At 66.7% G+C, this 19810-nt stretch carries 16 protein-coding genes; 14 read left to right on the top strand and 2 right to left on the bottom strand.

Annotation, left to right across the window (positions count from 1 at the left end):
* Window positions 1-83 precede the first annotated feature (83 nt).
* From F464_RS0117505 to F464_RS0117530, 6 genes are all read left to right on the top strand, one after another.
* Window positions 84-1256: an isovaleryl-CoA dehydrogenase gene (locus F464_RS0117505; RefSeq protein WP_018991139.1), complete on the top strand. Its 1173-nt coding sequence runs from the start codon at window positions 84-86 to the stop codon at window positions 1254-1256.
* Complete coding sequence (locus F464_RS0117510) at window positions 1256-2863, top strand: carboxyl transferase domain-containing protein (protein WP_018991140.1); 1608 nt, start codon at window positions 1256-1258, stop codon at window positions 2861-2863. The genes F464_RS0117505 and F464_RS0117510 overlap by 1 nt, the downstream gene beginning before the upstream one ends.
* 13 nt (window positions 2864-2876) lie before the next feature.
* Window positions 2877-4880, top strand: a complete 2004-nt coding sequence (locus F464_RS0117515) for an acetyl/propionyl/methylcrotonyl-CoA carboxylase subunit alpha (protein ID WP_018991141.1) — start codon at window positions 2877-2879, stop codon at window positions 4878-4880.
* Between the two features lie 190 nt (window positions 4881-5070).
* A complete protein-coding gene (locus F464_RS0117520) occupies window positions 5071-6759 on the top strand; it encodes an AMP-binding protein (RefSeq protein WP_018991142.1) in 1689 nt (562 codons plus the stop codon).
* A gap of 16 nt (window positions 6760-6775) precedes the next feature.
* Entirely contained in the window at window positions 6776-7450 is a 675-nt protein-coding gene (locus tag F464_RS0117525; protein WP_018991143.1) for a glutathione S-transferase family protein, read from the top strand.
* A 19-nt stretch (window positions 7451-7469) separates the two neighbouring features.
* The gene (locus F464_RS0117530; RefSeq protein WP_018991144.1) at window positions 7470-9458 is read left to right on the top strand and encodes an acetoacetate--CoA ligase; all 1989 of its coding nucleotides are present in this window, start codon (window positions 7470-7472) and stop codon (window positions 9456-9458) included.
* A 117-nt stretch (window positions 9459-9575) separates the two neighbouring features.
* Here F464_RS0117530 and guaD read toward each other — a convergent pair whose 3' ends face one another.
* Both guaD and F464_RS0117540 read right to left on the bottom strand, forming a co-directional pair.
* Window positions 9576-10868 (bottom strand): guanine deaminase, encoded by a 1293-nt coding sequence (gene guaD, locus F464_RS0117535; RefSeq protein ID WP_018991145.1) that lies wholly within the window; start codon window positions 10866-10868, stop codon window positions 9576-9578.
* Window positions 10869-10878: 10 nt separating this feature from the next.
* The gene (locus F464_RS0117540; protein ID WP_018991146.1) at window positions 10879-11430 is read right to left on the bottom strand and encodes an NUDIX hydrolase; all 552 of its coding nucleotides are present in this window, start codon (window positions 11428-11430) and stop codon (window positions 10879-10881) included.
* A gap of 190 nt (window positions 11431-11620) precedes the next feature.
* Here F464_RS0117540 and F464_RS0117545 point away from each other — a divergent pair, with 190 nt between their 5' ends.
* The 8 genes from F464_RS0117545 (at window position 11621) to F464_RS0117580 (ending at window position 19801) form a co-directional block, all read left to right on the top strand.
* Window positions 11621-13654 carry a GGDEF domain-containing response regulator gene (locus tag F464_RS0117545; protein ID WP_026296106.1) on the top strand — a complete coding sequence of 678 codons (2034 nt, stop codon included), beginning with the start codon at window positions 11621-11623 and terminating at the stop codon, window positions 13652-13654.
* A 160-nt stretch (window positions 13655-13814) separates the two neighbouring features.
* Window positions 13815-14129, top strand: coding sequence for a flagellar transcriptional regulator FlhD (gene flhD, locus F464_RS0117550; RefSeq protein ID WP_018991148.1), 315 nt, complete (start codon window positions 13815-13817; stop codon window positions 14127-14129).
* A gap of 112 nt (window positions 14130-14241) precedes the next feature.
* Window positions 14242-14844: a flagellar transcriptional regulator FlhC gene (gene flhC, locus F464_RS0117555; protein ID WP_018991149.1), complete on the top strand. Its 603-nt coding sequence runs from the start codon at window positions 14242-14244 to the stop codon at window positions 14842-14844.
* 155 nt (window positions 14845-14999) lie between these two features.
* Complete coding sequence (motA, locus tag F464_RS0117560) at window positions 15000-15854, top strand: flagellar motor stator protein MotA (protein WP_018991150.1); 855 nt, start codon at window positions 15000-15002, stop codon at window positions 15852-15854.
* 66 nt (window positions 15855-15920) lie between these two features.
* Window positions 15921-16961: a flagellar motor protein MotB gene (gene motB, locus F464_RS0117565; protein WP_018991151.1), complete on the top strand. Its 1041-nt coding sequence runs from the start codon at window positions 15921-15923 to the stop codon at window positions 16959-16961.
* Between the two features lie 192 nt (window positions 16962-17153).
* Window positions 17154-18017: a CheR family methyltransferase gene (locus F464_RS28880; protein ID WP_018991152.1), complete on the top strand. Its 864-nt coding sequence runs from the start codon at window positions 17154-17156 to the stop codon at window positions 18015-18017.
* Window positions 18001-18636 carry a chemotaxis protein CheB gene (locus F464_RS28885; RefSeq protein ID WP_084600529.1) on the top strand — a complete coding sequence of 212 codons (636 nt, stop codon included), beginning with the start codon at window positions 18001-18003 and terminating at the stop codon, window positions 18634-18636. Before F464_RS28880 ends, F464_RS28885 begins: the two co-directional genes overlap by 17 nt.
* Before the next feature lie 196 nt (window positions 18637-18832).
* Window positions 18833-19801, top strand: a complete 969-nt coding sequence (locus F464_RS0117580) for a chemotaxis protein (protein ID WP_018991154.1) — start codon at window positions 18833-18835, stop codon at window positions 19799-19801.
* The last annotated feature ends 9 nt before the right edge of the window (window positions 19802-19810 follow it).

Raw genomic sequence — 19810 nt, forward strand, 5'->3', positions numbered from 1 at the left:
AAACAGTCTTGCCCGCGGGCGTCTAAGCTGCATCTGTCGACGTCCCGAATACGAACAGCCACCAAGGAACGAGGAGACCCCCGATGAACATCCCCTGTCTGAATTTCCACCACGGTGAAACCATCGATGCGCTGCGCGATGCGGTGCGCCAGTTCGCCGAGGCCGAGATCGCCCCGCGCGCAGCCGCGATCGACCGCGAGAACGAATTCCCCGCCGACCTGTGGAAGAAGTTCGGCGACATGGGCTTGCTCGGGATGACCGTGGAGGAGGAATACGGCGGTACCGGCATGGGCTACCTCGCGCACATCATCGCGATGGAAGAGATCTCGCGCGCGTCGGCGTCGGTGGGGCTGTCCTACGGCGCGCACTCGAACCTGTGCGTGAACCAGATCCGCCGCAACGGCAACGCCGCGCAGAAGGACAAGTACCTGCCGAAGCTGATCTCGGGCGAGCACGTCGGCGCGCTGGCGATGAGCGAGCCGAATGCCGGCTCCGACGTCGTGTCGATGAAGCTGCGCGCCGACAAGAAGGGCGACCGCTACGTGCTCAACGGCGCCAAGATGTGGATCACCAACGGCGGCGACGCGGACACGCTGGTCGTCTACGCGAAGACCGACATCAACGCCGGCCCGCGCGGCGTGACCGCCTTCATCATCGAGAAGGGCATGAAGGGCTTCTCGCACGGCACCCACCTCGACAAGCTCGGCATGCGGGGTTCGAACACCTTCCCGCTGTTCTTCGACGACGTCGAGGTGCCGGAAGAGAACGTGCTGGGCGCGGTCGGCGGCGGCGTGAAGGTGCTGATGAGCGGCCTCGACTACGAGCGCACCGTGTTGTGCGGCGGACCGCTCGGCATCATGGCGGCGTGCATGGACGTCGTCGTGCCCTACCTGCACGAGCGCAAGCAGTTCGGCCAGGCGATCGGCGAGTTCCAGCTCATGCAGGGTAAGGTCGCCGACATGTATTCGGTGTGGAGCGCGACGCGCGCTTATGTATACGCCGTCGGCCAGGCCTGCGACCGCGCCGACCACGCCCGCACGCTGCGCAAGGACGCCGCCGGCGCGATCCTGTACTCGGCCGAGAAGGCGACCTGGATGGCGGGCGAATCGATCCAGACCTTGGGCGGCGTCGGCTATACAAACGAATACGCCACCGGCCGCCTGTGGCGCGACGCGAAGCTGTACGAGATCGGCGCCGGTACGAGCGAGATCCGCCGCATGCTGATCGGTCGCGAACTCTTCGCGGAGACGATGTGATGAGTGTCATCAAATCCTCCATCAACACGCGCAGCCCGGACTTCGCGGGCAACGCCGAGGCGATGCGCAAGCTTGTCGGCGACCTGCGCGACAAGGCGGCGGAAGTCTCGCTCGGCGGCGGCGAATCGGCGCGCGCGAAGCACACCGCGCGCGGCAAGCTGCTGCCGCGTGACCGCGTCAATCACCTGCTCGACCCGGGCACACCCTTCCTCGAGATCGGCCAGATGGCCGCGTACGGCATGTACGACAACGATGCGCCGTCGGCGGGCGTGATCGCGGGCATCGGCCGCGTGAAGGGCGTCGAATGCATGATCGTCGCCAACGACGCGACGGTGAAGGGCGGAAGCTACTTCCCGATGACGGTGAAGAAGCACCTGCGCGCGCAGGAGATCGCGCAGATGAACAACCTGACCTGCGTCTACCTCGTGGATTCGGGCGGCGCCAACCTGCCGACGCAGGACGAGGTTTTCCCGGACCGCGATCATTTCGGTCGGATCTTCTTCAACCAGGCGAACATGAGCGCGCAGGGCATCCCGCAGATCGCGGTGGTGATGGGCTCCTGCACCGCGGGGGGCGCCTACGTGCCGGCGATGAGCGACGAGGCGGTGATCGTCAAGAACCAGGGCACGATCTTCCTCGGTGGGCCTCCGCTGGTGAAGGCCGCGACCGGTGAAGTCGTCAGCGCCGAGGATCTCGGCGGCGGCGATGTGCATACGCGCATCTCGGGTGTCGCAGACCACCTCGCCGAGAACGACGCGCACGCGCTCTACATCGCGCGCCGCATCGTGTCGAACCTGAACCGCCAGAAGCCCGTCTCGCTCAAGATCGGCGCCGGCGAGGAGCCGCTGTACGACCCCGAGGAGCTATACGGCATCATCCCCGCCGATCCGAGGAAGCCCTACGACGTGCGCGAGGTGATCGCCCGCGTCGTCGACGGCTCGCGCTTCGACGAATTCAAGTCGCGCTACGGCACGACGCTCGTCACCGGTTTCGCGCAGCTCTACGGCTATCCGGTCGGCATCGTCGCGAACAACGGCATCCTGTTCGGCGAATCCGCGCAGAAGGGCGCGCACTTCGTCGAACTGTGCGCGCAGCGCGGCATCCCCCTGCTCTTCCTGCAGAACATCACCGGCTTCATGGTCGGCCGCAAGTACGAGAACGGCGGCATCGCCAAGGACGGCGCGAAGATGGTGACCGCGGTCGCGACCGCCCAGGTGCCCAAGCTCACGATGATCATGGGCGGCTCCTTCGGCGCCGGCAACTACGGCATGTGCGGCCGCGCCTACTCGCCGCGCTTCCTGTGGATGTGGCCGAACGCGCGTGTGTCCGTGATGGGCGGCGAACAGGCCGCGAGCGTGCTTTCGACCGTGCGTCGCGATGGCATCGAAGCCAAGGGCGGCACGTGGAGCAAGGAGGACGAGGAGGCCTTCAAGGCGCCCATCCGCGAGCAATACGAAGTGCAGGGCCACCCCTACTACGCGACCGCGCGGATGTGGGACGACGGCGTGATCGATCCGGCGCAGAGCCGCCGAGTGCTCGGGCTGTCGCTGTCGGCGACGCTCAACGCGCCGATCCCGCAGACGAAGTTCGGCCTGTTCCGGATGTAAGGGGGAGACAAGAATGTTCGAAAAGATCCTGATCGCCAACAGAGGCGAGATTGCTTGCCGCGTCATCAAGACCGCGCGCCGCATGGGCATCAAGACCGTCGCCGTCTACTCCGAGGCCGACGCCAACGCCCGCCACGTGCGCCTCGCCGACGAGGCCGTGCTGATCGGCCCGGCCGCGGCGAAAGAAAGCTACCTCGTCATCGACCGCATCATCGCCGCGGCGAAGCAGACCGGTGCGCAGGCGATCCACCCCGGCTACGGCTTCCTGTCCGAGAACGAGGACTTCTGCCACGCCTGCGAGCGCGAAGGCATCGTCTTCATCGGCCCGCCGGTGTCGGCGATCCGCGCGATGGGCTCGAAGTCCGAAGCGAAGAAGTTGATGGAAGCGGCCCGCGTACCGCTCACGCCCGGCTACCACGGCGACAACCAGGAGCCCGCCTACCTGCACGAACAGGCCGACAAGATCGGCTACCCGGTGCTGATCAAGGCCGCGGCCGGGGGCGGCGGCAAGGGCATGCGTCTCGTGGAGAAGTCCGACGACTTCATCGCCGCGCTCGCCTCGTGTAAGCGTGAGGCCGCATCCTCCTTCGGGGATGAGCACGTGCTGGTCGAGAAGTACATCACCCGCCCGCGCCACATCGAGATCCAGGTGTTCGGCGACACGCACGGCAACTGCGTGTATCTCTTCGAGCGCGACTGCTCGGTGCAGCGCCGCCACCAGAAGGTGCTGGAAGAAGCCCCTGCGCCCGGCATGACGCCCGAGCGCCGCGCTGCGATGGGCAACGCCGCGGTCGAGGCGGCGAAGGCCGTCGGCTACGTCGGCGCCGGCACCGTCGAGTTCATCGCCAACCAGGACGGCTCCTTCTATTTCATGGAGATGAACACGCGCCTGCAGGTTGAGCACCCGGTCACCGAGATGATCACCGGGCTCGATCTCGTCGAATGGCAACTGCGCGTCGCCTCGGGCGAGTCGCTGCCGCTCGTGCAGGAACAACTGCAGATCCGCGGCCACGCGCTCGAAGCGCGCATCTACGCCGAAGACCCCGCCAAGGGCTTCCTGCCTTCGACCGGCAAGCTGCTGCACCTCGCCCCGCCCGCCGAGAACATGCACGTGCGCGTGGACACCGGCGTCGAGGAGGGCGACGAGATCAGCCCCTTCTACGACCCGATGATCGCGAAGCTCATCGTGTGGGACGAGAACCGCGATCAGGCGCTGGCCCGCATGCTGCAGGCGCTGGCGGATTACCGCGTGGTCGGCGTCGCGAACAACATCGAGTTCCTGTCGCGCCTGACGAACTGCCCCGCGTTTTCGAGCGCAGACCTCGACACCGGCCTGATCGAGCGCGAGAAGGCCTACCTCTTCCCCGAAGGCGAAGTGCCCCCGGCCGAGGTCTGGTTCGTCGCTGCACTGGGCGAGCTGCTGCGCGAGGCCGCGTGGGCCGAGGAGGAGGCCGAACGCGGCAATGACCCCGGTTCGCCGTGGCACGCCCGCGACGGCTGGCGGCTCAACGCCACCGCGAGCCGCGAGCTGATCTTCCGCTTCGGCGAGATGCAGAAGAGCGTCACTGTCGCCTACCGCGGCGACCGCTACACGCTGAGCGTCGATGGCCGCTCCACGGTCGCGCGCGGCCGGATGTACGAGCGCCATCGCATGCGCGTCGAGTTCGACGGCACGCGCATGGACTCGACGGTGATCGTCGCCGGCGAGAAACGCCATATCTTCCTCGACGGCCGCACCTGGCAGCTCTCCAATGTCGACCCGCTGCACCACGCGGGCGAGGGTGGCGGTGCGGAAGGCGGCTTGTTGGCGCCGATGCCGGGCAAGGTCATCGCGCTGCTGGCCGAGGCCGGCACGACGGTCGAGAAGGGCGCGCCGCTGCTGATCCTCGAGGCGATGAAGATGGAGCACACCATCACCGCGCCCGCGGCGGGGCTGCTCAAGGCCTACCGCTTCGCGGTCGGCGACCAGGTCAGCGACGGCGCGGAACTCGTCGAGTTCGAGCCGGCGAAGAAGTGAGGAGCGGCGGGACGCGCCTTCCGCCTTCCCGCCCGCTCGCGTCATCGTAGGGCGGGAGGAGCCGAAGGCGTATCCCGCCAATCCAGCCGTTGCGGCATCGTGATCGCCGCGTGGCGGGATGCGCTTCGTTCCTCCCGCTCTGCACATCGCCACAAAAAATATCCAGACCGCGGAAATTGGAGAGAGACACATGACCCAGTTGAGCTACGTCCACGGCGCGTCCGAAAAGCGCCTGATCGGCCAGACCATCGGCCGCTTCTTCGACGAGGCCTGCGCCCGCCACGCCGCGCGCGAAGCCCTCGTCGTGCGCCACCAGAACGTGCGCCTCACCTATGCGGCGCTCAAGCTGCGCGTCGATGCCCTCGCGTGCAGCCTGATGCGCCTCGGCCTCAAGCGCGGCGAGCGCGTCGGCATCTGGTCGCAGAACAATGTGGAATGGGCGCTGACCCAGTTCGCGACCGCCAAGGCCGGCCTCGTGCTCGTGAACATCAACCCGGCCTACCGCCGCGCCGAGCTCGAATACGCGCTGAACAAGGTCGGTTGCCGCGCGCTGGTGATGTCGCCCGCCTTCAAGACCAGCAACTACCTCGAAATGCTCGGCGACCTCGCGCCCGAACTCGCGCAGTCCGAAGCGGGCAAGCTCAAGGCGGCAAAACTGCCTTCCCTCGAATTCGTCATCCGCATGGGCGTCGACAAGACCCACGGCATGCTGAACTTCGACGAGCTGCTGCATGCGCCGACCGGGGACGAACTCGACGCGCTCGAAACCCTCGGCGACGAACTGCAGTTCGACGACCCGATCAACATCCAGTTCACCTCCGGCACCACCGGCCAGCCCAAGGGCGCGACGCTGTCGCACCACAACATCCTCAACAACGGCTTCTTCGTCGGCGAAGCGATCCGCCTCGTCGAAGGCGACCGCCTGTGCATCCCGGTGCCGCTGTATCACTGCTTCGGCATGGTGATGGGCAACCTCGGCTGCCTCACGCACGGCGCGACGATGATCTATCCGGCCGAAGCCTTCGAACCGCTCGCGGTGCTCGAAACCCTGGCCGAAGAACGCTGCACCGCGAGCTACGGCGTGCCGACAATGTTCATCGCGATGCTCGACCACCCGCGCTTCGCCGACTTCGATCTCTCGCGCCTGCGCACCGGCATCATGGCCGGCAGCCCGTGCCCGATCGAAGTGATGAAGCGCGTCATCGACAAGATGAACATGCGCGAAGTCACGATCGCCTACGGCATGACCGAGACCTCGCCGGTCAGCTTCCAGAGCGGCACCGACGACCCGCTCGATCGCCGCGTGTCCACCGTCGGCCGCGTGCAGCCGCATCTCGAAGTGAAGATCGTCGACAACGAAGGCCGCATCGTCCCGCGCGGCACGCCGGGGGAGCTGTGCACGCGCGGCTACTCGGTGATGCTCGGCTACTGGGAAGACGAAGCGAAGACGCGCGAGGCGATCGACGCCGGCGGCTGGATGCATACCGGCGACCTCGCGACGATCGACGACGAGGGCTTCTGCAACATCGTCGGCCGCATCAAGGACATGGTGATCCGCGGCGGCGAGAACCTCTACCCGCGCGAGATCGAGGAATTCCTCTACCGCCATCCCAAAATTCTCGACGTGCAGGTCGTCGGCGTGCCCGACCAGAAATACGGCGAGGAACTGTGCGCCTGGGTCATCGTCCGCGAAGGTCAGACGCTTACCGAAGCAGAAGTGCGCGACTTCTGCCAGGGCCAGATCGCGCACTACAAGGTGCCGCGCTACATCCGCTTCGTCGACAGCTTCCCGATGACCGTGACCGGCAAGATCCAGAAATTCCAGATCCGCGAGAAGATGAAGCAGGAGCTGGGGCTGGCCGAAGCGAAGACCGCCTGAACGAAGCGGAGAGCCCATGATCACCCTGTACCACTGCGTCAACGCGCGCTCGTTCCGGCCGCTGTGGATGCTTGAGGAGCTTGGCCTGCCCTACGAGTTGAAGGTGCTGCCGTTTCCGCCGCGCCGCGACGCCGAACCCTACCTCGAAGTCAATCCGCTCGGCACGATCCCGGCGTTCTTCGACGGCGTGACGCGCATGACCGAGTCGGCGGCGATCTGCCACTACCTCGCAGCCCGACACTCGCCTCGCACGCTGAACGTCGAGACCGACGAGCCGGACTTCGGTCCCTACCTCAACTTCCTGCATTTCGGCGAGGCCACGCTGACCTTCCCGCAGACGCTGGTGCTGCGCTATTCGCGCTTCGAACCGCAGGAGCGCCGCCAGCCGCAGATCGTCGAGGACTACACGCGCTGGTTCCTGTCGCGCCTGCGCACGCTCGAACCGCTGCTGGAAAGGCAGGAGTTCCTGTGTGCCGGGCGCTTCACCGCCGCCGACATCTCCGTCGGCTATGCATTGCTGCTCGCCGACGACATCGGACTCAGGGACCGCTTCAAGCCCGCGGTGCTGGCCTACTGGCAGCGCCTGCAGGCGCGCGAAGCCTATCGCCGGGCGTTGGCCGCGCAAGAGCGCGCCGCCGCGGAGCAGGGTGTGCCGACGCACTCGGTCGCGCAGGCGACCGGCCCGTTCTGAACGAGGAGACACCGGAAACATGACGAACAAGGAATTCGACGACCGTCCTCTGTGGTCGCCGCGCCCCGAACAGATTGCCGCGACCGGCATGGCCGCCTTTGCCGAACGCGCGCGCGCACTGTCCGGCCTGCAACTTCCCGACTACGACGCGCTGCATGCGTGGTCGGTGAAGCACTCCACCGACTTCTGGCGCGAAGTCTGGGACTTCGGAGGCGTGATCGGCGAGCGCGGCGCGCGTGCTCTCATCGATGGCGATCGCATGCCGGGAGCCGCCTGGTTCCCCGACGCACGTCTGAACTTCGCCGAGAACCTGCTGCGCGACAGCAGCAACGAGCAAGCCCTCGTCTTCCGGGGCGAAGACAAGGTCAAGCGCAGCATGACCCGCGCGGAACTGCGCGCCGAAGTCGCGCGCTTCGCCGCCGCGCTGCGCGAAGCCGGCGTCCGCCCGCACGACCGCGTCGCCGCGTACATGCCCAACCTGCCCGAGACGCTGGTCGCGATGCTGGCCGCCGCGAGCCTTGGCGCCACCTTCACCTCCGCATCGCCCGACTTCGGCGTGCAAGGCGTGCTCGACCGCTTCGGCCAGACCGAGCCCAGGGTGCTGATCGCCTGCGACGGCTACTGGTACAACGGCAAGCCCATCGACGTCCTCGGCAAGCTCGCCGAACTCGCGCCGCAGTTGCCCAGCGTCGAGCGCTTCGTCGTCGTGCCCTATCTCGCGGGCGACACTGCGCCGGAACTCGCAGGCATCCGCGACGCCGTCGCCTATGCCGACTTCCTCGCCCCGCACGCCGGCGAAACCGTTCCGCGCTACGCGCGCCTGCCCTTCAACCATCCGCTTTACGTGATGTACTCCTCCGGCACGACCGGGGTGCCCAAGTGCATCGTGCATGGCGCTGGTGGCACGCTGCTGCAGCATCTCAAGGAACACAAGCTGCACGCCGACGTGAGAGAAGGCGACCGTCTGTTCTACTTCACCACCTGCGGCTGGATGATGTGGAACTGGCTCGTGTCCGGGCTCGCCGCCGGCGCGACGCTGATGCTCTACGACGGCAACCCCTTCGTCGATGATGGACGGGTGCTGTGGGACTACGCCGAGCAGGAGCGCATCACGCATTTCGGCACGTCCGCGAAGTACATCGAGACCCTGGGCAAGAGCGCGCTGCGCCCGGCCGAGTCCCACGATCTCACCGCGCTGCGCGCCGTGCTCTCCACCGGCAGCCCGCTCGCGCCGCAGGGCTTCGATTTCGTCTACGAATCCATCAAGGCCGATGTCCAGCTCGCGTCGATCTCCGGCGGCACCGACATCGTCTCCTGCTTCGTCCTCGGCAGCCCGACCCTGCCGGTGTGGCGCGGCGAGATCCAGTGCCGCGGCCTCGGCATGGCCGTCGAGGTGTGGGACGACGAGGGGCGCCCGGTCGCGGCCGAGAAGGGCGAACTCGTCTGCAGCAAACCCTTCCCGTCGATGCCGATCGGCTTCTGGAACGATCCCGACGGTGCAAAGTATCGCGCGGCCTACTTCGAGCGCTTCGACCGGGTCTGGTGCCACGGCGACTTCTGCGAGATCACCGCGCATGGCGGTCTCGTCATCCACGGCCGCTCGGACGCGACCCTCAACCCCGGCGGCGTGCGCATCGGCACGGCCGAGATCTACCGCCAGGTCGAGAAGCTGCCCGAGATTCTCGAATCCATCGTGATCGGCCAGGACTGGCCGCCGCAGGACCCGACCGACGTGCGCGTGGTCCTCTTCGTGCGCCTGCGCGAAGGCGTCGCGCTCAACGAGGCTTTGGCCGCGCGTATCAAACAGGCGATCCGCGACAACGCCACGCCGCGCCACGTGCCCGCGAAGATCGTCCAGGTCACGGATGTACCGCGCACCAAGAGCGGCAAGCTCGTCGAGCTCGCGGTGCGCAACGTCGTGCACCATCGGCCGGTGAAGAACATCGAGGCGCTGGCAAACCCGGAGGCGCTTGCGCTGTTCGACAGCCGCCCGGAACTCGCTTCATGATCCGGCGGTAGGGCGGGAGGAGCCGAAGGCGTATCCCGCCATGTGCCGCCCGCGCGAATTCCCGCGTCGGGATTGGCGGGATTCGCTGCGCTGCTCCCGCCCAGCGAAACCCTCATCTCAAGGCCGGCGCCAGGCCGGCTCGCCCATCACCCAGGTTTCGGCGACGGCCCGGTCGTCGCCCAGCATCATCAGCACGAAGAGCCGCTCGGCGAGCGTCCCGCACGCAGCCGAACGCCGCGCGAGCAGCGGCGTTGCGGCGGGATCGAGTACGACGAAATCCGCCTCGCGCCCGGGCAGGAAGTTGCCGATGCGATCGTCCAGATACAGGCTGCGCGCTCCGCCCTGCGTCGCGAGGTAGAAGGCCCGCTCTGCCGACAAGGACTGCCCGTTCATCTGCAGCACCTTGTACGCCTCGGCGAGCGTCTGCAGCATCGAAAAGCTCGTCCCCGCACCCACGTCGGTGCCGATGCCCACACGCACCCCCGCGGCGTCAGCCAGTGCGAGGTCGAACAGTCCCGATCCCAGGAACAGGTTCGAGGTCGGGCAGAAGCTCATCGCCGCGCCGGTTGCCGCCATGCGCCCGCGGTCAGTGTCGTCCAGCCACACGCAGTGCGCGAACACGCTGCGCGGGCCGAGCTGCCCGAAGCGTTCATAGACATCCAGATAGCTGCGCGCCTCGGGGTAGAGTTCGCGGATCCACGCGACCTCGGCGCGGTTCTCGGCGAGATGGGTCTGAAGATGGACCCCCGGATGTTCGGCGAACAAGCGCCCCGCGAGCTGCATCTGCTGCGGTGTCGAGGTCGCCGCGAAGCGCGGCGTGATCGCGTACAGCAGCCGCCCGCGTCCGTGCCAGCGCTCGATCAGCGCCCTTGATGCGACGTATCCGTCCTCGCAGCTTTCGCACAGGAGGTCCGGGCAGTTGCGGTCCATCAGCACCTTGCCCGCGATCACCCGCATGCGCCGCTGCAGTGCTGCCGCGAACAGGGCGTCGGCCGAGACCCGGTGCACGGTGGGAAAGACGGCGGCCGTCGTCGTCCCGTTCCTCAGCAGTTCGTCGCAGAAGAAGCCGGCGACCGCCGCCGCATGGTCCGGGTCGGCAAAGCGCCGTTCGGCCGGCCAGGTGTAGCGTTCGAGCCATTCGAGCAGCTGCCCGCCGGGGCTCGCGATGATGTCGATCTGCGCGAAGTGGATGTGCGTGTCGACGAAGCCCGGCACGATCATCCGTCCGCGCCTGTCCTCGATGCGCGCGTCAGCGGGCAGCTTCGCGAGCAGGGCATCCGCCGGCCCGACTTCCGCGACCAGCCCGTCGCGCACGATCAGCAATCCGTCCGCGAAATGCCGCAGCGCATCCGTCCCCGCAACGGCCGGATCGCCGGTGAAGTGCAGGATCTCGCCGCGGACCGCACGCATCGTCACATCCTCAGGGAATCGTCGCCATCGGCGGCAATGCGATGCTCGTGTTGTGCGTGCCGAAGCTGCCCCGGCGCCGGTCCTCGAAGTAATGGCGCAGCGTCAGCGAGATCGTGCGGAAGGCGATGTCGTCCCAGGGGATGTCCTTCTCCTCGAACAGCGCCACCTCCAGCGATTCCTCGCCCGGGCCGAAATCGAGGTCCAGCAGGCGCGAGCGATACACGATATGCACCTGGTTGATGTGCGGCACGCTGATCAGCGTGAAGAGATCGCCCACCTCGATGCGCGCGCACGCCTCCTCCAGCGTCTCGCGCGCAGCCGCCTCGGCCGTGCTTTCCGCGTTCTCCATGAAGCCCGCCGGCAGCGTCCAGTAGCCGTGGCGCGGTTCGATCGCGCGGCGGCACAGCAGGATGTGTTCGCCCCATTCGGGGATCGCGCCGACGACGATCTTGGGATTCTGGTAATGGATCGTCCCGCAGCTCGCGCACACGTGGCGCGGCAGGGTGTCGCCGGGCGGGATGCGCAGCGTGACGCTTGCGCCGCAATCTGAGCAGTATTTCATCGTGTTCGCCGAGCTGTTCGTTCGGATAAATTCTAGCGCCTAAACAGCCCCCGAGACCGCCCGGCGACGCTTGGCCGATCGTCCCTCGTGACAGCCGGTCGGCCGGCACGGTACAGTTAGCCCGACCCGAACGCCGTCCTTGGCGCACCTGCGCCGCGGCGACACTCCTCCCACCCGCATACCGCCGCCGATGTCCCCCCCGTTGGATTCGACCCGTTTCGAACAGATTCGCGCTTCCGGCGATCTCCCGTCGCCGAAGGGAATCGCGCTCGCGGTGATCCGCCTGACGCGCCAGCAGGACGTGTCGACCGCCGAACTCGCGCGGGTGATCGGTGCCGACCCCGCCTTCGTCGGCCGGCTCATCAAGGCGGCCAACGGCCTCGTCGCCTTCAGCCGCCGCCCGGTCGCCTCGGTGCACGAGGCGCTCATGGTCCTCGGCCTGCCCGCCGTGCGGACCATGGTGCTGGGTTTCTCGCTGCTGTCGCATTACCGGCGCGGGGCCTGTCAGGCCTTCGACTACAACCGCTTCTGGAGTATTTCACTCGCCCGCGCGCTCGCGGCCCAGGTCTTCGCCGAACGCACCCGCGCCGCGCCGGCGGACGAGCTATTCGCCGTCGGCTTGCTCGGTAGCGTCGGCGAGCTCGCTCTCGCAACGCTCTATCCTGCCGATTACGCGGCCGTGCTCGAAGGGGCAAGCAAGACCGGCGCTGCGCCGCTGCTCGAACTGGAACGGGTGCAGTTCGCAATGGACCATCGCGAGCTGACCGGCGCGATGCTCGAAGACTGGGGGCTGCCGCGGATCTTCATCGATGCCGTCGCGCACGCCCGCGATCCGGAAGAGAGCCATCTTGCCGATGGATCGCGGGCGCGCCGGGTGCTTCAGGTCCTCGTCGCGGCGCGTTGCGTGGCCGAAATCTGCGTTTCCGACGATAACACTGCACGGAGCGCGCTTGCGGTCACGCTTTTCGCGGAAGGCGCGCGCCTGGGCATGGAGCGCGAGTGCATCGTTGCGGATTGCGAGCGCATTGCCGCCCTGTGGGCGGAATGGGGCCGCATGCTCCAGCTCGAACAGCCCGGCGCCCCGTGCTTTGGCGACCTGGTCGAGGCCGGTCCCGTGACCGCAGCGACGGGAAGGGCGCCTGCCGCGTCACCCGCCCGCGCCCGGAGCCCGGGCCGGTTGCCCGCGACGCCCGAGATCACAGAGGCTACCGGGACCACCTCGGGCGAGCCGGTTGCGCCCGTCCAGCGTGCGCTGATCGTCGACGACGAGGCGCGCACCCGCGCCGGCCTGCGCGCCGTGCTCGAGCAGGCGCACTACGAAGTGCACGAGGCGGGCGACGGCCGCGAGGGCATGGAGCTCGCCCTCGAACTGCAACCGCAGATCATGATCCTCGACTGGAACCTGCCCGAACTCGACGGTCCGGACCTCGTCCGCTCGCTGCGCCAGACGCGCATCGGTCAGGCGATCTACATGATCCTGCTCACGCACAGCGACGACGACGAACACCTCGTCGCAGCCTTCGAGGCCGGCGCAGATGACTTCATCGCCAAGCCCTTGCGTCCGCGCGTGCTCGGCGCGCGCCTCAGGGCCGGCCAGCGCGTCGTGCGCCTGCAGCAGGAGGTCGAGCGCGAGCACGAGGAAATCCGTCATTTCGCGTCGCAGCTGGCCGTCACCAACCGCCGCCTGCACGAGGCGGCCCTCACCGATGCGCTGACCGGCTTCCCCAATCGCCGCTACGCCATCGACCGCGTCCAGCAGGAATGGTCGGCCGCGCAGCGCTGGGGGCGCCCCGTGTCGTGCATGATCATCGACCTCGACAACTTCAAGCAGATCAACGACACCTTTGGTCACGATGTCGGCGACGAGGTCCTGCGCAGCGCGGCCGACGCGCTGCGCGGTGCACTGCGCGGCCAGGATGTCGTCTGCCGCACGGGCGGCGACGAGTTCCTCGCGATCTGCCCGGAAACGGATCTCGACCACGCGCTGAGCTGCGCCGAGCGGCTGCGCACCGCACTCGACAGCCTTTCGCTGCAGGCCGGCGACGCGCGTGTGGCGATCAGTGCCAGCATCGGCGTCGCGATGCGCGAACACTGGATGCCCGACGTCGATGCGCTGATCAAACAGGCCGACCTGGGCGCCTATCTCGCCAAACAGAAGGGGCGCAACCGTGTTGCGACGGTCCAGAAAACCGACGAGTCGAGCGGCGTCGACACTGTCGCCTGAAGAACTTCGGTCTTCTCGTATTTCCCTTTCAATACAGCCTGTTGGATGTATTGCGGATATTGCCTGTGGCTTATCCGCAACATGCCATCAGGGGTATTTTCTTGCAATTGCTCACAATTCACTTTAACTTTACCGCGCTTGTCCCTGAAAGGGAGCGGAAATGAAACGTCCTGATTTTCAGGCGGAAATCAAGGAACTGAACCTCGCGTACCTGATGCTGGCCCAGCAGATGCTGCGCAGCGATCGGGAGACCGCGATGTTCCGCCTGGGTATCGACAAGGACATCGCCGATCTCGTCGAGGGACTTTCGAGCGCGAAGCTGGTCAAGATGGCCAGCAGCCAGATGCTGCTGTTCCGCTTCGACGATGCAATGCTCGCCGGGTTGCTCGCGGGCAAGGGCCGCGACGAGACGAGTTCCAGCCTGCATGCGGCGATCCTTGCCGCGGGCAAGCCGGTGAAGCGGCTGGCGGGATAGGCGCCGGCACGGCGCTGCGGGAGGTGCAGGGCGCAAGGGCGGGCAGGGGATGCCGCCGGCCACTGCAGGATCGCGGCGGAGCGCCCCCGGGTGGGGCGGCAAGGAGAGAACGATGAAGAACAAGAGCATCATCGAAGAGGCAGAGGACATCCAGCGCGCAGCCGAAATGGTCCGCCTCGGTGCCCGCATGCAGATGCTGGAAGCCGAAACCAGGCTCAGTCGCGAGCGTCTCCTCAAGATCTACAAGGAAATCCGCGGCATGTCGCCCCCGAAGGGCATGCTGCCGTTTTCCACCGACTGGTTCATGACCTGGCAGCCGAACGTGCATGCCTCGCTGTTCATGAACTTTTTCAGGTTCTTCCAGGAAAGCACCGGCCTCAAGGGGCTGGACGCGATCCTGAAGGCCTATCACCTGTACCTCGACCACATCGAGGCCGAAGTGATCGAGCCGGCGCTGAGCCTCACCCGCGCCTGGACGCTGGTGCGCTTCTTCGATGCCGACCTGCTGCAGATGACCTCGTGCACGAGCTGCGGCGGCCACTTCGTCGCGCACGCCTACGACCCGACGCACGAATTCGTATGCGGCCTGTGCAACATGCCTTCGCGCGCCGGCAAGACCAAGCGCGCTGCCGAGGCCGCGCGGGCGACGGGCACCAAGCGCGCCACGGCCTCCAGGCGCGTCGCCAAGACCAAGGCGCTCGCCACGGCCGGTTGAACGGCGGAATTCCGTCCGCGCAAGGGGCCGCCGCACTGCCGGCGGCCTTTTCATTTCCGGGTTCAAGTTTGCACGCCGAGTGACGTTAGAATCGCAATAAATCTTCCGGCGTGCGGTGGCGTTGCCGCGCGTGTCGAATCGACGGGGGCTTCCCGGTGTTCCTCATCATTGGTTATCTGATCATCCTCGCAGCATCAGTCGGCACCTACTCCGTCCATGGCAGTCTCATGGCGCTGTGGATGCCGATGGAATATCTCGCCATCGTCGGCCTGATGATAGGCGGCTTCGTCGGCAGTAACGGACCCAAGGCGTTCAGGGCGACGATGACGGCCATTCCCGGCCTGTTCAAGGGCTCGCCCTACACCAAGGCCATGTATCTGGACTTGCTCGGCCTGCTGTACGAGGTGCTTGCGAAGGTGCGCAAGGAAGGCCTGATGTCGATCGAGAACGACGTCGACAATCCCGAGTCGAGCCCGATCTTCACCAAGTACCCCACGATCATGGCCCACCACCATGCGGTCGAGTTTCTCACCGACTACCTGCGCATGATGGTCGGCGGCAACCTGAATGCCTTCGAGATCGAAGGCCTGATGGACAAGGAAATCGAGACGCACCACCAGGAAACCCATATCGCACCGCATGTCGTGGCCAAGCTCGGCGATGCGCTGCCGGCCTTCGGTATCGTCGTCGCAGTGATGGGCGTCGTGAACGTGATGGGCTCGGTGGGCCAGCCGCCGGCCGTGCTCGGCAAGATGATCGGCGGCGCGCTGGTCGGCACCTTCCTCGGTATCCTGCTTTCATACGGATTCGTGCAGCCGATCGCGAGCCAGCTCGAACAGCGCGTGGAGGAAAGCGGCAAGATATTCGAATGCATCAAGCTGGTCCTGCTCGCCAGCATGAACGGCTATGCCCCGCAGGTCGCCGTGGAGTTCGGACGCAAGGCGCTGTACTCGAGCGAGCGTCCGACCTTCACCGAGCTCGAGCAGGACATCAAGAGCCGCAAGGGGTGAGGCCGCGATGACCACCGTCGCCCTGCGAACGCTCGACGCTGACTACCGCCGCGGCAAGGGGCGGCCGTGAGCGACGATACCCAGCAGCCCATCGTCGTCCGGCGCATCAACAAGGTCACCGGTGCAGCGCACGGCGGCGCATGGAAAATCGCCTACGCCGACTTCGTCACGGCGATGATGGCGTTCTTCCTGCTGATGTGGCTGCTCGGCTCCACGGCCCAGGGCGACCTCGAGGGCATCGCCGACCACTTCATGAACCCGCTCAAGGTCTCGATGCAGGGCGGCAGCGGGGCGGGCGACAGCTCCAGCGTTATCCAGGGCGGCGGCGAGGACCTCACCCGCTCCCTCGGCCAGCGCAAGCGCGGCGAAGTCGAAGGGCGCCGGTCGATCAATCTCGACGCCGCGAAGGGGCGCGAGGTGTATCGCGTCGAGGGTGAAGACGAAGGCGTGGAAGCGACGCGCGAGCGTGCACGCCTCGAAGACCTCAAGGGGCGCATCGAGGCGCTCGTCGAGGCCGATCCCAAGCTGCGCCCCTTCCGCAGCCAGATCCTGCTCGACATCACGTCGGAAGGTCTGCGCATCCAGATCGTCGATGCGCAGAACCGCCCCATGTTCAACACCGCAAGCGACGAACTGCTGCCGCACACGCGCGAGCTGTTGCGGGCGATCGGGCGCGCACTCAACGACGTTTCCAACCGCCTGAGCCTCTCGGGGCACACCGACTCGGCGCGTTACGCCGGCGGCGAGCGCGGCTTCTCGAACTGGGAGCTGTCGAGCAACCGCGCCAATGCCTCGCGCCGCGAGTTGGTCGCCGGAGGACTGGAGGCCGGCAAGGTGATCCGTGTCGTGGGCCTCGCGGACATGGTTCCGCTGCGCAAGGACGATCTGCTTCATCCGATGAATCGTCGCATCAGCATCATCGTGATGAACAAGAAGACCGAGGAGGCCGTGCGCAATCAGGCGGGCGCGCTGGATATCGGCTTGTCCGCGCCGCTCGACGGTGGGGATTTGCGCGAAAACATCGAGAGCAGGAACCAGGCGCCCGCTGCGCCGGTGAGGGGACGCAGTCCGTTGCCGCTCCCGCTTCCGCCCGTGAAGTCGCCCTGACGCAATGGTTCGCGTGATGGGTTGCCGTCCGGAAATGGCCTGTGAGGTGGTCTGAAGATGCCCGCTGGTGACTCCCCTTTCGGCCGCAAGCCCGCAACGACGGGAGTTCCTGCCCGCACAGTGGCGGGCGCTCCTGCTCGCCCTCATGCCGCGGCGGGTTCCACGCTGAATTCCGCGCCCGGGCTGGCCGCGATGGCTGCCGCAGCGGCCGCGTCGGCACTGTCGGCGTCCGGTGAGCGCGAGTTCGAACTGACGCAGGCCGATTTTGAGCGCATCCGCAAGCTCATCTACGACCACGCGGGCATCGTCCTGTCGCCGGCGAAGCAGGACATGGTCTACAGCAGGCTGGCGCGGCGGCTGCGTGCGTGCGGGGACCGCAGCTTCGCGCAGTACATCGTCCGCCTGGAGCGGGATCGCACCGAATGGGAGACCTTCGTCAATTCGCTGACGACCAACCTCACTTCGTTCTTCCGCGAGGCGCACCATTTCGACATCCTGGCCGAGCGCATGCGCCGCGTCGCCGAACGCCGCACGCTGCGCATCTGGTGCAATGCGGCATCGACTGGCGAGGAGCCGTACTCGCTCGCCATCACCGCATGCGAGGCGTTCAATACGCTCAGCCCGCCTGTCCAGATCATCGCCAGCGATATCGATACCAGCGTCCTCGCGCACGCCGAGCGCGGCGTCTATCGCGAGGACCGCGTGGCGCGCATGGCGCCGGAGATGCTGCGGCGCTATTTCGAACAGGGGGCCGGGCTGGCGGCCGGCGAGCATCGCGTGCGGCCTGAACTGAAGCGCCTGCTGAGCTTCAGGCGCATCAACCTGCTCGATCCGGTGTGGTCGGTGCAGGGGCCCCTGGATGCGATCTTCTGTCGCAATGTCATGATCTACTTCGACAAGACGACCCAGTACGGCATCCTCAAGCGTTTCGTGCCCCTGCTGCGCAAGGACGGCGCGCTGTTTGCGGGCCATTCCGAGAGCTTCATGCACGCGGGCGACCTGTTCCGTTCCACGGGCCGTACCGTCTATCAGCGCACCGATGCCAACGGCAGCTAGAACGCCGCCCTCGGGCCATGTGTCCGGTGGCCGCGTGATCTTCATCGGCGCGTCGACAGGCGGAACCGAGGCGATCAAGCAGGTCCTGCTCGGCATGCCGGAGAACTCGCCGCCGATCCTGATCGTGCAGCACATGCCGGAAATGTTCACCGGCGCGTTCGCGCGTCGCCTCGACGGGTTGTGTGCGCTGCGGGTGAAGGAGGCCGAGAATGGCGAGGCGGTGGTGCCGGGCACGGCCTACATCGCACCGGGGCATTCGCACCTCCTGATCCGGCGTGCGCCGCCGGGCGGTCTTCAGTGCGAGCTGTCGCGGGCGGACCCCGTCAATCGGCACCGGCCCTCCGTCGATGTGCTTTTCTCGTCGGCGGCGGTGCTGGCGGGGGCTGCGGCGGTGGGTGTCCTGCTCACGGGCATGGGCAAGGACGGCGCACGGGGCCTGCTCGAGATGCGGCGCGCGGGTGCGTGGACCATCGCCCAGGACGCAGGCTCATGCGTCGTGTATGGCATGCCGCGCGAGGCCGCGATGATCGGCGCGGCGTGCGAGGTCGTCCCGCTCGACGGCATTGCGCGGCATGTGGTGCGGCAGGCGATGCCCGGCGGTGTGCGCGATGCGCATTGACATGCGGGCCTCGAGGCGGGCCGGGGGCGGTTCACCCGGGGCGCGACCATAATGCGAAAATCCCCGGCAGACGGGAAGCGGTACGCATTCCGTGATGCGGGGCCTCAAGTATTTCAGGTCACTGACGTTATCTTGATTGTAATCACGGCGCAGGGATGCCGCCCCGATCATATTGCCGCGTATCGCGGAGAGTGAAATGTCCGAACTGTTCAAGAATATCGAGGCCCGCACACGGCTGGCCGGCACGAACAAGCTGGAAATCCTGCTGTTCACGCTCGGCGTAGACCAACGCACCGGACGCCGCGAGACCTTCGGCATCAACGTGTTCAAGGTGCGCGAGGTGATGCGCACCCCGGCCATCACCGCAGCACCGGAAATGCCGTCCTCGGTCGTGGGGATGGTCAGCCTGCGCGGCGTGTTGGTGCCTGTGGTCGATCTCGGCCGTTATGTCGGCGTCGGAGCCGACGCCAGGCGCGAGATCATGATCGTCACCGAATACAACGGGCACACGCAGGGCTTTCTCGTCGAGGCGGTCGATACCATCCTGCGCCTCGACTGGTCGCAGATGCGCGTGCCTCCGGACATGCTCACGGCGAACATGGGGGGGCTGGTCACGGCGGTCACGGAGCTCAAGGACAACAGGCTGGTCATGATGCTGGACGTCGAGAAGGTACTGGCCGAAACGACGAACCAGGACGACCAGTACCTCTTCAAGGGTATCGAACCGATCGAGGGAAGTACGCATACCGTGTATTTCGCCGACGATTCCTCGGTTGCGCGCCGCCAGATCGAGCGTACGCTCGAGGTGTTGGGCGTGCCCTACGTCGGGGCGATCAACGGTCGCATGGCGTGGGAGGAACTGCTGAAGGCGGCTCGCTTCGCCGAGGCCACCGGGCGCAATGTCAGCGATGTGGTGAGCCTGGTTCTCACCGACGTCGAAATGCCGGAGATGGACGGCTACATCCTTACCAAGTCGATCAAGTCCGATCCGCGTTTCGCGGGCATCCCCGTGATCATGCACTCGTCGCTGTCGGGCATGTCCAACCAGCAACTCGGCAAGTCGGTCGGTGTCGACGAGTACGTTCCCAAGTTCGAACCTCAGCGTCTCGCCGAGACGCTGCGCCGCCTGCTCAATCGGGACGAGCAGCAAACCCGCGCGTCCTGAGGAATTCCT

Source organism: Aromatoleum toluclasticum ATCC 700605 (assembly GCF_000378245.1).
Taxonomy (GTDB): domain Bacteria; phylum Pseudomonadota; class Gammaproteobacteria; order Burkholderiales; family Rhodocyclaceae; genus Aromatoleum; species Aromatoleum toluclasticum.

Bases quoted from the DNA above. Each gene is read 5' to 3' on its own strand.
- flhC (WP_018991149.1), top strand. From the start codon at position 14,242: ATGAAGAACAAGAGCATCATCGAAGAGGCAGAGGACATCCAGCGCGCA.
- F464_RS0117580 (WP_018991154.1), top strand. From the start codon at position 18,833: ATGTCCGAACTGTTCAAGAATATCGAGGCCCGCACACGGCTGGCCGGC.
- F464_RS0117540 (WP_018991146.1), bottom strand. From the start codon at position 11,430: ATGAAATACTGCTCAGATTGCGGCGCAAGCGTCACGCTGCGCATCCCG.
- F464_RS0117545 (WP_026296106.1), top strand. From the start codon at position 11,621: ATGTCCCCCCCGTTGGATTCGACCCGTTTCGAACAGATTCGCGCTTCC.
- F464_RS0117505 (WP_018991139.1), top strand. From the start codon at position 84: ATGAACATCCCCTGTCTGAATTTCCACCACGGTGAAACCATCGATGCG.
- F464_RS0117525 (WP_018991143.1), top strand. From the start codon at position 6,776: ATGATCACCCTGTACCACTGCGTCAACGCGCGCTCGTTCCGGCCGCTG.
- F464_RS28885 (WP_084600529.1), top strand. From the start codon at position 18,001: ATGCCAACGGCAGCTAGAACGCCGCCCTCGGGCCATGTGTCCGGTGGC.
- F464_RS0117530 (WP_018991144.1), top strand. From the start codon at position 7,470: ATGACGAACAAGGAATTCGACGACCGTCCTCTGTGGTCGCCGCGCCCC.
- F464_RS0117520 (WP_018991142.1), top strand. From the start codon at position 5,071: ATGACCCAGTTGAGCTACGTCCACGGCGCGTCCGAAAAGCGCCTGATC.
- F464_RS0117510 (WP_018991140.1), top strand. From the start codon at position 1,256: ATGAGTGTCATCAAATCCTCCATCAACACGCGCAGCCCGGACTTCGCG.
- F464_RS0117515 (WP_018991141.1), top strand. From the start codon at position 2,877: ATGTTCGAAAAGATCCTGATCGCCAACAGAGGCGAGATTGCTTGCCGC.
- flhD (WP_018991148.1), top strand. From the start codon at position 13,815: ATGAAACGTCCTGATTTTCAGGCGGAAATCAAGGAACTGAACCTCGCG.
- guaD (WP_018991145.1), bottom strand. From the start codon at position 10,868: ATGCGTGCGGTCCGCGGCGAGATCCTGCACTTCACCGGCGATCCGGCC.
- F464_RS28880 (WP_018991152.1), top strand. From the start codon at position 17,154: ATGGCTGCCGCAGCGGCCGCGTCGGCACTGTCGGCGTCCGGTGAGCGC.